Here is a 15,050-nt window from a genome sequence, read left to right on the forward strand (position 1 = left end):
GCGGGGGGGATCGGCAGAGGTACGGCGAGGGGATCGGCAGGGGGGTCGGCGAGGGAGCGGGATCACACGGCCGGCTCGGGCCGCTCGGGGAAGTTCCGCAGCCCGCGCAGCGGACTCGCCAGCAGCACGACGCCCGCCGAGAGCAGCACGCCCGTCATGATCCAGATCGTGGTCCGGGCGCCCAGCACCTCGCCGAGCCAGCCGCCGAGCACCGCGCCCAGCGGGATCGCGCTGTAGTTGACGGTCGAGGCGCTCGCCCGGATCCGGCCGATCATCGCGGGCGGGCAGTAGGACTGGTAGAAGCTGCCGGCCAGCACGTTCCCGGCGACGACCCCGCAGACCGCCACGGACCAGCCGAGCGCGCTCACCGCGAGCGGCAGCCCGTCGCCCGCCATCGGCAGCAGGACGATGAACGGCGCGACCACCAGCTCGCACAGCAGCAGCCCTCGCGCGCTGCCCAGCCGCCGGGCCACCCGCCCGGCCACCGCCGCGCCGGCCAGCCCGCCGACGCTCACCACCGCGAACACCAGGCCCACCCGGCCGGCGTCGAGGCCGACGCTGCGCACCAGGAAGACCGTCTGCACGGCCTGGATGCCGTTCAGGCCGAGGTTGCCGACGGCCCCGAAGCAGGCCAGCGTCCGCAGGTAGGGGTCGCGGGTCAGGAAGCGCAGGCCCTCGCCGATCTCCCGGAGGATCCCCTGCCGCTGCGACGGCGGCGGGGGCTCCTCCACCACGGTGATCCGGGCCACGCAGACCGCCGACACGAGGTAGCTGACCGCGTCGGCGAGCAGCCCGCTGGCCGCGCCGAAGGCCTGCGCCAGCAGACCGGCCACCCCGGGCCCGGCGATCTCCGCCGCGGACTCCCCCGAACGCAGCTGGACGTTGGCCTCCAGCAGGTCGTCCTTGGCGACCAGCGAGGGCAGCACCGCCCCGTACGCGGTGGAGAAGAAGACCTTCACCGCGCCGGTCAGCAGTGCCACCAGCACCAGGTGGGCCATGGTCAGGACACCGAGCCAGCCGGCCACCGGCACGCTCGCGAACAGGGCGAGCAGCAGCACGTCGCAGACCAGCATCACCCGCAGCCGGGGCCAGCGGTCCACCCAGGCGCCGGCCGGCAGCCCGAGGAACAGCCAGGGCAGCCAGGCCGAGGCGGTCAGCAGGCCGACCGCGAAGGGACTGGCGTCCAGGGTGACCACGGCCACCAGGGCCAGCGCCACGTTGCCGACCGCCGTCCCGAGACCGCTGGTGGTCTCACCGATCCAGAGCCGACGGAAGTCGCCCTGCGCCCACAGCCCCCAGCGGCTGCGGGGCGGCTCCGGCGGAGCCGTGGCGGGGGTGGTGACGGACATCGCGGGTCACTCTCCAAGCTTCTCGACGAGCACGGCGGCGATCCGTGCGAGGGGTTCCGGTCGGGTCAGCTCGCCGTGCGCGCAGGCGAGGCGGTGCGGCTCGATCCGGCCGTCCAGGTACGGCCGCCAGCTCCGCTCGTGGGGCCAGTCGGCGGGCTTGTCGAGGGTCGCGCCGACGTAGACGGCGTCGCCCCGGTAGCGGCCGGGCACGTGCTCGGCCATCAGTTTGCGGTGCCGTGCGAACACCTCGGGCAGTTCGGCGGCGGCCTCGCCGAGCACGGCGGTCAGCTCGGCCTGGCCGCGGCCGTCCGCCGGGTCGTAGCCCAGGGACAGCAGCAACTCGGCCAGGGCGTCGGCGGGTTCGTCCAGCGGCTCACCGGCGCCGGCCTCGACATCGGCATCGGCCGCGGTGACCGGCAGGCCGTCGAGCAGGGCGAGCACCCCGACCGTCTCCCCCTCGGCCTGGAGCCGGACGGCCATCTCCTGCGCCACCACCGCCCCGAAGGACCAGCCGAGCAGGTGGTAGGGGCCGGTCGGCCGTACCGAGCGGATCTGCCGCACGTAGTCCTCGGCCATCTCCGCGACGCTCGCCGGGGCCCCGCCTCGCAGCCCGCGGGCCTGCAGGCCGTAGACCGGCCGGTCGTCGAGGTGGCGCAGCAGCCCGGAGTAGACCCAGCTGATGCCGGCCGCCGGGTGCACGCAGAACAGCGGGGCGCGGCTGCCGCCGGTGCGCAGCGGCAGCAGGACGTCGAGGGCGTCCCGGGGCTGCTCCGGCCGGCCGGTGTCCAGCCGCCGGGCGAGCGCGGCGACGGTCGGCGCCTCGAACAGGGTGCGCATGCCCAGGTCGACCCCGAGGGTGGCGCGGATGCCGGCGAGCAGTCCGGTCGCGAGCAGCGAGTGGCCGCCGAGGTCGAAGAAGTCGTCGTCGATGCCGACGGTGTCCAGGCCGAGGGCTTGCGCGAACAGGGCGCACAGCTCCCGCTCCTGCGGGGTGCGGGCGGGCCGGCCGCCGGTGAACTGCCCGAAGTCCGGTTCCGGCAGGGCGGCGCGGTCGAGCTTGCCGGTGCCGGTGAGCGGAAGGGCGGCCAGCGGCACGACGGCCACGGGGACCATGTAGCCGGGCAGGGACCCGGCGGCGAGGGAGCGCAGTTCGGCGGGGTCGAGTCCGTCCTCGGCCGCCACGTAGGCGACCAGGCGGGTGCCGGCGGTGGGGTGCTCGTGGGGCAGGACCGCGGCCGCCGTCACGAGCGGGTGCCTGGTCAGGACGTGCTCGATCTCGCCGGGTTCGATCCGGAAGCCGCGGATCTTCACCTGGTGGTCGGTGCGGCCGAGGTAGTCGGTGCCGCCGTCCCGGGTGCGGCGGACGAGGTCGCCGGTGCGGTACATCCGGGCGCCCGGTACGAAGGGGTCGGCGACGAAGCGTTCGGCCGTCTGGCCGGGGCGGCCGAGGTAGCCGCGGGCCAGTCCGGCGCCGGCCAGGTACAGCTCGCCGGGGACGCCGGGCGGCACCGGGGCGAGCCGCTCGTCCAGGACGTAGGCGCGGCTGCCCGGGACGACGCTGCCGAGGCCGGGGGTGGGCGCGGTGTCGATCGGCCGGCCGAGCGCGTACAGGGCGGCCTCGGTGGGCCCGTACAGGTTGTGCCCGGCGGTGGCCGGGGCTTCGCGCACCCGTGTCCAGAGGCGCCGGCCGACGGCCTCGCCACCGAGCACCAGCACGGCCGGGGCGGGGTCGTCCAGCAGGCCGGCCTCGATCAGCTGCTCGGCGAAGGACGGGGTGACGCAGAGCGCGTCGACGCGTTCCCGCCGGACGTACCGGACCAGGGCGCCCGCGTCGCTGCGGACGTCGTCGCCGACCAGGTGCAGCTCGTGGCCGGAGAGCAGCCAGAGCAGGCCCTCCCACGAGCCGTCGAAGCAGAGGGAGGTCACCAGGGCCACCCGGCGGCGGCCGTGGCCCTCCGTCAGCCGGGCGCGGTGGGCGACCAGGCGGGCCGCGATGCTGTCGTGCGGGACGACCACGCCCTTGGGGCGGCCGGTCGATCCGGAGGTGTGGATGACGTAGGCCGCGTGCTGTGCCGAGGCGCGCGGGGCCGGATCGGTGGCCGGGCCGGTGGCCGGGCCGGTGGCGTCGGCGTGGACGTCCATCAGCGGCAGGCCGGCCAGCAGGTCGGGGCGCGCCCAGCGGTCGTCGGTGAGGACGAGCCCGGGCGTCGCGTCGGCCAGGGTGGCGGCGGTCCGGTCGGCCGGGTAGCCGGCGTCCAGCGGGAGGTAGGCGCCGCCGGCCTTGAGCACCGCGAGCAGGGCGACCACGGCCTCCGCCGAGCGGGGCAGGGCCAGGGCGACCACGGTGTCCGGTCCGATCCCGGCCGCGATCAGGCGGTGGGCGAGGGTGTTCGCCCGGGCGTTGAGCTCGGCGAAGGTCAGCGTGTCGGAGCCGCAGACCAGCGCGACGGCGTCCGGGGTCGTGGCCGCCAGGGCCTCGAACGCCGCCGGCACCAGCGGGGCCTCGCCGAGCGGGGTGTACCCGCCGGTCACCAGCTCGGCCCGCTCGTCGGCCGCCAGCAGGTCCACCGCGCCGATCCGCAGCTCGGGACGGGACGTCACGGCCGTCAGCAGCCGCTCGAACCGCCGGGCGAGCGCCTCGACCGTCTCCCGGTCGAACAGGTCCGTCGCGAAGTCGATCGCGAAGTCGATGCCGGCGGGCTCGCCGGCCGGGTCGAAGGACTCCTCCAGGATCGCGCTGAGGTCGAACTTGGCGACCCCGGTGGTGGCCGGCAGGGCCCCGGCGCGCAGGCCGGGCAGCTCCAGGTCGGCGTCCTCGTTGCTCTGCAGGACCAGCATCACCTGGAACAGCGGGTGCCGGGCGAGCGAGCGGGCCGGGTTGAGCTCCTCGACCAGCCGGTCGAACGGCACGTCCTGGTGGGCGTACGCGCCGAGGTCGGTCTCCCGGACCCGGGCCAGCAGTTCGGCGAAGGTCGGGTCGCCGGACGTGTCGGTGCGCAGCACCAGGGTGTTGACGAAGAAGCCGACCAGGTCGTCCAGGGACTCGTCCGAGCGCCCCGCGACCACCGAGCCGATCGGCACGTCGGTGCCCGCGCCGAGCCGGGTGAGCAGGGCGGCCAGGGCCGCCTGGAGGGTCATGAACAGCGTGACCCGGTGCTCGCGGGACAGCGCGGCCAGCGCGCGGTGCAGGTCGGCGCCCAGCGTCCGGGCGACGCGGTCGCCGCGGTGGCCGCTGTCGGCGCGCCGAGGGCGGTCGGCCGGGAGCGTCAGCTCCTCCGGGAGGTCGGCCAGGGTGGCGCGCCAGTAGGCGAGTTGACGGGCGGCCGGGCTGTCCGGGTCGGCCTCGTCGCCGAGCAGGGCGCGCTGCCACAGGGCGTAGTCCGCGTACTGCACCGGCAGCGGCTCCCACGTCGGCGACTCGCCGCCGAGGCGGTGGGTGTACGCCTCGGTGAGGTCCCGCAGCAGCGGGCCCATCGACCAGCCGTCACCGGCGATGTGGTGCAGCACCAGGACGAGGAGGTGCTCGTCCGGCCCGGCCGGGATCAGGTGGGCGCGGACGGGCAGGTCGGCGGCCAGGTCGAACGGGCGCTCGGCGCAGTCCCGCGGGTCGGTGCCGGCGGGCAGGACCTCGACGGTGACGCGGGCCCGCCCGGCCGGCCGGATCCGCTGGTACGGTTCGCCGTCGGCCTCCGCGACGAGCGTGCGCAGGCTCTCGTGCCGGGTCACCACGTCGTTCAGGGCCGCCTCCAGCGCGGCCGCGTCCAGTTCACCGGTCAGGCGCAGCGCGAGCGGCACGTTGTAGAGCGCGCTCGGGCCCTCCATCCGGTCGATCAGCCAGAGCCGCCGCTGCGCGAACGACAGCGGGATCCGGGCGGGCCGCTCCCGGACCGCCGTCGGCGCGAGCCTGCGCTCGGCCGTGTCCAGCCGGGCCGCGAGCCCGGCCACGGTGGGCGCTTCGAAGACGTCCCGGATGCCCGGCTCGGCGCCCAGCACGGCCCGGATCCGGCTGAGCAGCCTGGTGGCGAGCAGCGAGTGGCCGCCGAGGGCGAAGAAGTCGTCGTCGACGCCGACCGTGTCCAGGCCGAGGACTTCGGCGAACAGCCCGGCGAGGATCTCCTCCCGCGGGGTCCGCGCGGCCCGCCCGGAGCCGCCGGTGGTGAAGTCGGGCGCGGGCAGGGCGCGGCGGTCCAGCTTGCCGTTGGCGGTGAGCGGCAGGGTGTCGAGCGGCACGACCGCGGCCGGGACCAGGTGGCCGGGCAGCCTGGCGGCGACGAAGGCCCGCAGGTCGGCCGGGTCGGGCCGGCCGTCGGTGACGACGTAGGCCACCAGCCGCAGGCCGTCCTCGTCCGGGAGGACGGCGGCGCGGTCCACCTGCGGATGGGCGGTCAGCACCGCCTCGATCTCGCCGGGTTCGATCCGGAAGCCCCGGATCTTCACCTGCTCGTCGGTGCGGCCGAGGAAGTCGAGGGCGCCCGTGCGGGTGCGGCGGACCAGGTCGCCGGTGCGGTACATCCTCCCTCCTTGCCCGCCACCGGACAGGAAGGGCCCACCTCCTTGCCCGCCACCGGACAGGAGGGGCCCACCTCCTTGCCCGCCACCGGACAGGAGGGGCCCACCTCCTTGCCCGCCACCGGACAGGAGGGGCCCGTCACCCGGGACGAAGGGGTCGGCGACGAAGCGTTCGGCCGTCAGTGCCGGGCGGCCGAGGTAGCCGCGGGCCAGGCCCGACCCGGCGAGGTACAGCTCGCCGGGCACCCCGGGCGGCACCGGGTTGAGGTACTCGTCCAGCACGTAGGCGCGGACGCCGGCCACGGTGCTTCCCAGCACGGGCCGTTCGGCGCTGTCCAGGTCCGCGATCAGCGCGTCGACGGTGCACTCGGTGGGGCCGTAGAGGTTGAGACCGGTCGTGCCGGGCGTCTCGCGCAGGCGGGTCCACAGGCTCTTGCCGACGGCCTCGCCGCCCAGGACGACGAGCCGGGGCGCGGGGGCGTCCAGCAGGCCCTCGTCCACCAGCTGCTCGGCGAAGGACGGGGTGACGTCGACGACGTCGATGCCGCGCGCGCGGACGTGCCGGACCAGCGCGCCGGCGTCCTGGCGCAGGTCGTCGCCGAGCAGGTGCAGTTCGTGGCCGGCGACCATCCACAGCAGGCCGTCCCAGGAGGCGTCGAAGCAGAGCGACGCCGCGAGCGCCACCTTCAGCCGCCGGTCGACCGCCATCGGGCCGGACCGGTGGGAGGCCAGCAGCGCGGCGAGGCTGCCGTGCTGGACCACCACGCCCTTGGGTCGGCCGGTGGAGCCCGAGGTGTGGATCACGTACGCGGCGTCGGAGGCGGTGGCGCGCGGGGCCGGGTTCCCGGCCGGTGCGGGCGGCCCGGCGGGGTCGAGGACGGGCAGCCCGCGCAGCGGCTCGGGCAGCGGGTGGCGCGGGTCGGCGACGACGGCCGTCGGCGCCGCGTCGGCGACCACCTGGGCGGTGCGCTCCGCCGGGTAGCCGGCGTCCAGCGGCAGGTGGACGCCGCCCGCCTTGAGCACGGCCAGCAGCCCGACCACCGCGTCCGCCGAGCGGGGCAGGGCGAGCGCCACCACCGATTCCGGTCCGACCCCGGCCGCGATCAGCCGGTGCGCGAGGCCGTTCGCCCGGGCGTTCAGCTCGGCGAAGGTCAGCGCGTCCTCGCCGCACACCAGCGCCACCGCGTCCGGGGTCCGTTCGGCCTGGGCCTCGAAGGCGGCGGGGACGAGCGGCACCTCCCCGGGCAGCGGCGTCACGCCGCCGTGCAGCAGCTCGGTGCGCTCGCCCGCCGGGAGCACGGCCGGCTCGCCGATCCGTCGGGTCGGGTCGGCGGCGGCCTGGCGGAGGATCAGCTCCAGGGCGGTGCCGAGCCGCTGGACGGTCTCCCGGTCGAACAGCTCGGTGGCGTACTCCAGGCCGCCGGCGAGCCCGTCCGGCGTGCCGTCGGGCCGGTGGCGCCCGGTGAGGGTCAGCGTGAGGTCGAAGGCGGCGGTGCCGTGCTCGACCGGCTCCTCCCGCACCGTCACGCCGGGCAGGGCGGGGCCGTCCTCGGCGCCGGCCGCGAAGGCGAGCATCACCTGGAACAGCGGGTGGCGGGCGGTCGAGCGGGGCGGGTTCAGCTCCTCGACCAGGCGCTCGAACGGGATGTCCTGGTGCTCGTAGGCGGCCAGGTCGGCCGTCCTGATCCGGCTCAGCAGCTCGGCGAAGCTCGGGCGGCCGGAGAGGTCGGTGCGCAGCACCAGCGTGTTGGCGAAGAAGCCGACCAGGTCGGTGAGCGTCTCGTCGAGCCGGCCGGCCAGCGGGGTGCCGATGGGCAGGTCGGTGCCGGCGCCGAAGCGGTGCAGCAGAGTGGCGTAGGCGGCCTGGAGGACCATGAACAGGGTGACGCCGTGCTCGGCGGCCAGCTCGGTGAGCCGGGCGTGCAGGGCGGCGTCGAGTTCCAGCGGGACGACCGCGCCGCGGTGGCCGGCGACCGCCGGGCGGGGGCGGTCCAGCGGCAGCGGCAGCTCGTCCGGGAGGCCGGACAGGGCCGCGCGCCAGTAGGCGAGTTGGCGCGCGGCGAGGCTGTCGGGGTCGCGGTCGGCGCCGAGCAGGCGGTGCTGCCAGAGCGCGTAGTCGGCGTACTGGAGGGGCAGTGGCTCCCAGGCGGGCGCGGCGCCGTCGAGGCGGGCCCGGTAGGCGTCGGCGAGGTCGCGGTAGAGCGGGCGCAGCGAGGCGCCGTCCCCCGCGATGTGGTGCAGGACGAGGACCAGGACGTGCTCCTGCGGGCCCTCGGGCCGCAGGTAGGCGTGCAGGGGCAGGTCGGTGGCCAGGTCGAAGGTGTGCCGGGCGAGTTCGTCGACCGGGCGGTCCGTGACGGTGAGCAGGGCTGCGGCGGGCCCGTCGAGGACGAGCTGATGGGGGGTGCCGTCCTGCTCGGCGAAGACGGTGCGCAGGGCCTCGTGCCGCCGGACGACGTCACCGAGGGCGGCTTCGAGGGCGGCGGGGTCGAGCGTGCCGCGCAGCCGCAGGGCGAGGGTGATGTTGTAGGTGGCGGCGGGGCCCTCGGACCGGGCGACGAACCACAGGCGGCGCTGGGCGGCGGAGAGCGGCACGCGCTCGGGGCGGGGGCCGGGACGCGGGACGGGCCGCACGGCGGCGGGTCCGGTGAGGCGCCCGGCGAGCCCGGCGACGGTCGGCGTGCGGAAGAGGTCGCCGATGGCGAGTTCGACGCCGAGTTCGGCGCGGGCCCGGCCGACCAGCCGGGTGGCCATCAGCGAGTGGCCGCCGAGGGCGAAGAAGTCGTCGTCGATGGTGATGTCGTCGAGGCCGAGGAGTTCGCCGAACAGCGCGCACAGGGCGCGCTCGCGGTCGTCGCGGGGGGCGCGGCCGGAGCTGTCGGCGGCGTGGTCGGGGGCGGGCAGGGCGCGGCGGTCGACCTTGCCGTTGGCGTTCAGCGGGAGGGCGTCGAGGAGGACGACGGCGGAGGGGACCATGTAGGCCGGCAGCGAGGCGCTCGCGAAGGCGCGCAGGTCGGCGGGCGTGACGGCGTCGGTGGCGGCCGCCGTGGCGGCTTCGGGGGCGGCGTCGGGGGCGGTCTCCGTGGTGCAGTAGGCGACCAGCCGGGTGTCGCCCGGCCGGTCCTCCCGGGCGAGCACGACGACCTGACGGACCGCCGGGTGGCGGGCGAGGGCCGCCTCGATCTCGCCGGGCTCGATCCGGAAGCCGCGCAGCTTGATCTGCCCGTCGATCCGCCCGAGGAACTCGATCGCGCCGTCCGCCCGCAGCCGGACGAGGTCGCCGGTGCGGTACATCCGGTCAGCGGTGCCGTACGGGCAGGCGACGAAGCGTTCGGCGGTCAGCCCGGGCCGGCCGAGGTAGCCGCGGGCCAGGCCGGCCCCCGCGAGGTACAGCTCGCCGGGCACCCCGGGCGGCACCGGCCGCAGCCGGGCGTCGAGGACGTAGGCGCGCGTGTTGTCCAGCGGGCGTCCGATCGGGACGTGCGGGCCGTCGAGGTCGGCGGCGGTGAGGGTGTGGTGGGTGGCGAAGGTGGTGGTCTCGGTGGGGCCGTAGCCGTTGGCGACGACCAGGCCGGGGCAGGCGTCGAGGACCCGGCGCACCAGGGTGGGCGAGGCGGCGTCACCGCCGGTGCAGACGACCCGCAGCGCGCCGAGGGTCCCGGGCGCCTCCTCGGCGATCACGTCGAACAGGCCCTTGGTCAGCCAGGCGGCGGTGACCTGGTGACGGGTGGTGACGGCGCGCAGGGCGGCGGCGTCGAGGGGGCCGGGCGGGGCGACCACGACGGTGCCGCCGGCCAGCAGCGGCGTCCAGAGCTCGAAGGTGGCGGCGTCGAAGGCGTGCGGGGAGTGCAGCAGGACGCGCCGGTGCCGGCCGTCCTGCCAGCGCCGGTCCGCGGCGAGGTCGGCCACGTCGCGGTGCCGGACGGCGACGCCCTTGGGGCGGCCGGTGGAGCCGGAGGTGTACATCACGTAGGCGAGCTGGTCCGGGTGGACGGGTACGCCGGGCCGGTGGGCGGGGGACGCGGACTCCTCGCCGGGGCGGACCACCACCGCGTGGTGCGGGAAGCCGGGGTCGGCGCGGTCGGTGAGCAGGACGGGGGCCCCGGTGTCGGCCAGCACGGCGGCCATCCGCTCGGGCGGCAGGCTCGTGTGCATCGGCACGTAGCAGCCGCCGGCCTTGAGGATCGCGAGGGTGGCGACGACGAGGTCGACGGAACGTTCCATCAGCATCGCGACCGGGGTCTCGGTGCCGACGCCGAGGGTGGTCAGGTGGTGGGCGAGGCGGTTGGCGCGGGCGTCGAGTTCGGCGTAGCGCAGGGTGCCGCCGTCGTGGGCGAGGGCGACGGCGTCCGGGGTGCGGTCGGCCTGCCGTTCGAAGCGCTCGGGCAGGGTGCCGGCGGGGCGGGGGACGCCGGTGGCGTTCCAGCCGGTGAGGATGCGGGTGCGCTCCTCGGGGGCGAGCACGTCGAGGGTGCCGATCGGGGCGTGCGGGTCGGCGGCGGCGCCCGCGAGGACCCGGCCGAGCCGGTCGATCAGGGCGGTGACGGTGGCGTGGTCGTAGCGGTCGGCGGCGTACTCGATCGAGCCGCTGAGCCCGGCGGGTGCGCCATCGGGGCCGTGCTGTTCGGTGATGCCGATGTTGAGGTCGAACTTGGCGACCCGCAGGCCGATCGGCTCGGGCGCGGACTCCAGTCCGGGGAGGTCGAGTTCGGCCTTCCCGGCGTTCTGGACCACGAGCAGGGTCTGGAACAGCGGGTGGCGGCCGAGCGCCCGGGCCGGGTTGAGCTCCTCGACCAGGCGCTCGAACGGGACGTCCTGGTGGGCGAAGGCGTCGAGCTGGGCCTCCCGGACCCGGCCGAGCAGGTCGGCGAAGCTCGGGTCCCCCGATGTGTCGGCCCGCAGCACCAGGGAGTTGACGAAGAAGCCGACCAGGTCGTCGAGGGCCGGGTCGGACCGGCCGGCCACCGCCGTGCCGAGCGGGATGTCGGTGCCGGCGCCGAGCCGGGTGAACAGCGCGGCCAGTCCGGCCTGCAGGACGGTGAACAGGGTGGTGCGGTGCGCGCGGGCGAGGTCGAGCAGGGCGGTGTGCAGGTCGGCGCCGTAGGAGAGGTCGACGGCGTCGGCGGCGCCGGTGGGCGTGGTCGGTCGGGGTCGGTCGGCGGGCAGCTCCAGTTCCTCCGGGAGGTCGGCCAACGCCGCTCGCCAGTAGGTGAGTTGACGGGCAAGCAGGCTCTCGGGGTCGTGTTCGTCGCCGAGCAGGTCGCGCTGCCAGAGCGCGTAGTCGGCGTACTGGACGGGCAGCGGCTCCCAGTCGGGGCCGCGGCCGGTGAGCCGGGCCCGGTAGGCGGTGGCGAGGTCGCGCAGCAGCGGGCCGAGCGACCAGCCGTCACCGGCGATGTGGTGCAGCACGACCAGCAGCACGTGCTCGGTCGGGGAGAGGGTGAACACCGTGACCCGGATGGGCAGTTCGCAGCTCAGGTCGAAGGTTTCGGCGGCGGCCGCGTCCCGGTGGGCGGGGTAGTCGGCCGGTGCGAGGTCCACCGCCAGGAAGCGCGGCTGCGCCTCCTCGGCGGGCAGGATCCGTTGCACCGGGACTCCCCCGGCCACCGGGAACACCGTGCGGAGGGCCTCGTGCCGGGCGACCACGTCCGCCGTCGCGGCGCGCAGCGCGGCGGTGTCGAGCTCGCCGCGCAGGCGCAGGGCGAACGGCAGGTTGTACAGCGCGGTCGGCCCCTCGATCTGGTCGACCAGCCAGAGACGCTGTTGGGCGTACGAAACCGGGATCACGGTGCTTCCTCTACTCACGGAACGGCACGGCACGGGGTGTTCGGGGCGGACGGTCGAACCTCGGTCGGACGGCGGTCGGACGGCGGTCCGACGAGGGCCCGACGGCGGTCAGACGGCGGTCAGGACCGGCCGGACGCTGGGCCGGCAGTCCAGGACCTCGACCGGCCGCCCCATCGACACGGCGATCCTGCGGTCGCCGCGGTACGGGTCCCGGCCGTGCGCGCAGAGCACGTTGTCGACCAGCATCACGTCGCCGACCTGCCAGCGCTCGCGCACGGTCGCGGCGTGGTACGCCTCGTTGAGGGCGTCGACGTCGGCGCGCCCGAGCGGTTCGCCGTCGCCGAACCCGGTGTTGAACGGAAGGCCGTCCGCGCCGAACTCCTCGGTCATCGCCTCCCGGATGTCCGGGTCGAGCGACCACTCGTTCCAGAACGCGAGGTGGTTGAACCAGACCTCCTCCCCGGTCTCCGGGTGGTGGATGGTGGCGGGGCGCAGCTGGCCGGTGCGCAGGTTGCCGTCCGGCAGCCACTCGCAGCTGATGCCGTTCTCCCGGCAGTAGGCCTCGACCTCGGCCCGGTCCTCGGTGGCGAAGGCGGTGCGCCAGCCGAGCGAGACGTAGTCGGAGTAGGTGCGGGTGAGCGTCCAGCCGGAGCCGCGCCCCCGCTCGACCAGGTGCGCCGGCAGGTGGCTCAGCACCTGGCGGCAGTCGGCGGTCGGGGTGGCACCGCCCTCCTCGGGGGCGATCAGGCAGGCGAACAGCAGCCGGCCCGGGAAGGTGAGGGTGTAGCTGTTCTCGTTGTGCATCCGGATCGGCTGGGCCGGCGGCAGGTCGGTGGAGGAGAAGACCCCGTTGCCGTAGTCGCTGCGCGGGGTGGCCTTCTCGCGGTAGGGGGTGCGCTCGGGGATGAGCACGTCGCGCACGGCCGCGACGTCCTCGGTGCTCGCGACCGGCAGGCCGCGCAGGAAGATCGTGCCGTGGCGGTGCAGGGCGGCGGTGAGCTCGGTCTCGTTCTCGCGCAGCCAGTCGCAGGCCTCGCCGAGGTCGGCGGTGCGCGGGGCGTGGGCGAGGGCCGGGCGGCCGGGGTTCAGTTCCCAGGTCGGCATGGTGGCGCTCACTGGCGGGCGAGGGAGGCGACCAGGCTGGCGGGCCTGATGTCGGTCCAGTTCGCCTCGATGTGGTCGAGGCAGCCCTGCCGGGTGTCCTCGCCGTGGACGGTGGTCCAGCCGGCGGGCACGTCGATCCAGACCGGCCACAGCGAGTGCTGGTTCTCGTCGTTGACCAGCACCAGGTAGCCGGCGTTGTCGTCCTCGAACGGGTTGCTCATGGTGTCCTCCTTGGGTTGCTTCGAAGGTAGGGGCGGGCCGTGGCCCGGAAGGGCAGGAGGCGCGGCAGGAACGCGGCAGTTCGGTACGCACGACTGCCGCCGTCGGGCGCCGGTCAGCGCGGGACCAGGCGGACCGGGAAGTGGTCCAGGCCGAAGTTGATGATCGATCGGTTGTGGGTGACCGGGCCGGTCGGCTCGATGGTGGCGACGCGCTCCAGCACCGCCGTGAACAGGGCGCCGAGTTCGGCCTTGGCCAGCGGTGCGCCGATGCAGTAGTGGGCGCCGAGGCCGAGCGAGAGGTGCTTGTTGGGGCTGCGGTCCAGCCGGATCTCCTCGGGCCGGTCGAAGGCCTCCGGGTCCCGGTTGGCGGACCACACCCAGACGGCGACCCGGTCGCCGCGCCGGATGCTGCGGCCGTCGAGTTCGGTGTCCCGGCTCGCGGTGCGCAGGGTGTGCAGCCCGACCGAGGTCCAGCGCAGGAGTTCGTCCAGGGCCGAGTCCATGCCGACCTCGCCCCGCTGCAACGTCCGCCACAGGTCCGGGTTCCGGACGAGGGTGTAGAGGCCCATGGCGGCGGTGTGGCGGACGGTCTGGACGCCGCCGACCACGATGTTGTCCAGGTTGAGGACGACGTCCTCGACCGGCAGCAGCTTGCCGCCGACCCGGTAGGTCGCCATCTTGCTGATCAGGTCGTCCCGCGGGTCGGTGCGGCGCAGCATCACCTGGTGCAGCAGGTACGGGATGAGCTGCTGGTGGCCGGCCCGGCGCTCCTCGGGGGTGCCGCCGAGGAAGGCGACGTCGCAGACCCGTTCGACCATCTCGCGGTCCTGCTCGGGGACGTCCAGGAGGTCGCACATGACGGACAGCGGGAGGGCGGAGACGGCGTCGACCAGGTCCACCTCGCCCAGTTCGACGGCCCGGTCGACGATCGAGGCGGCCAGGTCGGTGATGCCGCGGACGGCGCCGCGCACCGGGCCGGGGGCGAAGAACGGGTTGGCGGGGGCGCGCAGTTCGCGGTGCCGGGGCGGGTCGGTGAGGGCCATCATCCGGCCGGAGCCGACCGGGACGTTGCCCTCGCCGGCGCCGAGCAGCGAACCCTGCTCGGAGCTGTAGAGGGTGGCGTCGCGCAGTACCTCCGCGGCGTGGCGGTAGGACAGCACCGACCAGACCGGCCCGTCGTCGACGGTGTCGGTGCGGTGGACGGCGGCCTCCCGGCGCAGTTCGGCGATCAGGCCGGAGGTGTCGGGGCGGGCCCACAGGTCGGGGTCGGTGAGGTCGACCGAGGTGGTGGTCAGCATGGGTACTCCGTCGTGGACTGGTCGGCGGCGCCGGGCCGCGCGACGAGCGAGGTCAGCAGGTCGACCGGGCCGGGCCGGTCGACGGTGGCGAGCAGGTGACCGCCGGGGACGACGTGGTGGCCGGAGCCGCCGCGGGTGTGGACGGCCCAGCCTTCGAGGCCGCCGACCGCGAGCAGCGGGTCCTCGACACCGACCACGGTGTGCAGGCGGGAGCCGATCGGCGGGTGCGGCCGCGGCCGGTAGGTGGCGACCACGTCCAGGTCGGTCCGGATGCCGCGCAGCGCGTGTTCCTTCAAGTCCGCCTGTCCCTCGACGAGTTCGGCCATTCCGGCGAGGCGGAGCAGGTCGTCGGCGGTGTGCCGGGGGCGGTCCGGTCCGGCCCAGGCGGCCGGCGGCGAGGCGGAGGCGGCGACGACCAGCTCGGGCCGCCGTTCGGCGGGCAGGGCCCGGGCGACCTCGTAGCCGAGCAGGGCGCCGAAGCTCTGCCCGTAGAAGCCGAACCGCCCGGTCAGGTGCGGGGTGAGGGCCTCCACGACGGCATCGACCAGCAGGTCGAAGCTCGCGGGCATCGGGTGGCCGCGGCGGCCGCCGCGGGCGGGCGGGCGCACCGCCCAGACCTCGGCGGCCGGGGCGAGGGCGCGGGCCAGCGGGGTGTAGGCGGTGGCGTCGCCCCCGGCGTGCGGGAAGCAGAACAGCCGGAACGGGCGGTGCGGTTGGGGCGCGGGGACGAACAGCCAGTCCCCCTCGACGCGGGGCCGGACCCGCGTGGCGGTGGTCATCCG

6 protein-coding genes are annotated in these 15,050 nt (G+C 75.7%); all 6 read right to left on the reverse strand.

Annotation, left to right across the window (positions count from 1 at the left end; all coding sequences use genetic code 11):
* Positions 1–62: 62 nt before the first annotated feature.
* The 6 genes from AB0Q99_RS01415 to AB0Q99_RS01440 all read right to left on the reverse strand — a co-directional run bounded on the left by AB0Q99_RS01415 (position 63) and on the right by AB0Q99_RS01440 (position 15,047).
* Positions 63–1,349 (reverse strand): MFS transporter, encoded by a 1,287-nt coding sequence (locus tag AB0Q99_RS01415; RefSeq protein WP_363567270.1) that lies wholly within the window; start codon positions 1,347–1,349, stop codon positions 63–65.
* A 6-nt stretch (positions 1,350–1,355) separates the two neighbouring features.
* Positions 1,356–11,645 carry an amino acid adenylation domain-containing protein gene (locus AB0Q99_RS01420; RefSeq protein WP_363567272.1) on the reverse strand — a complete coding sequence of 3,430 codons (10,290 nt, stop codon included), beginning with the start codon at positions 11,643–11,645 and terminating at the stop codon, positions 1,356–1,358.
* A gap of 108 nt (positions 11,646–11,753) precedes the next feature.
* Positions 11,754–12,749, reverse strand: a complete 996-nt coding sequence (locus AB0Q99_RS01425; RefSeq protein WP_363567274.1) for a TauD/TfdA family dioxygenase — start codon at positions 12,747–12,749, stop codon at positions 11,754–11,756.
* Between the two features lie 8 nt (positions 12,750–12,757).
* Positions 12,758–12,970, reverse strand: a complete 213-nt coding sequence (locus tag AB0Q99_RS01430; RefSeq protein ID WP_363567276.1) for an MbtH family protein — start codon at positions 12,968–12,970, stop codon at positions 12,758–12,760.
* A gap of 113 nt (positions 12,971–13,083) precedes the next feature.
* A complete protein-coding gene (locus AB0Q99_RS01435) occupies positions 13,084–14,268 on the reverse strand; it encodes a cytochrome P450 (protein ID WP_363567278.1) in 1,185 nt (394 codons plus the stop codon).
* Complete coding sequence (locus AB0Q99_RS01440; RefSeq protein WP_363567280.1) at positions 14,262–15,047, reverse strand: thioesterase domain-containing protein; 786 nt, start codon at positions 15,045–15,047, stop codon at positions 14,262–14,264. Before AB0Q99_RS01440 ends, AB0Q99_RS01435 begins: the two co-directional genes overlap by 7 nt.
* Positions 15,048–15,050: the final 3 nt, after the last annotated feature.

This window comes from Kitasatospora sp. NPDC086791, from assembly GCF_040685975.1.
Taxonomy (GTDB): Bacteria; Actinomycetota; Actinomycetes; order Streptomycetales; family Streptomycetaceae; genus Kitasatospora.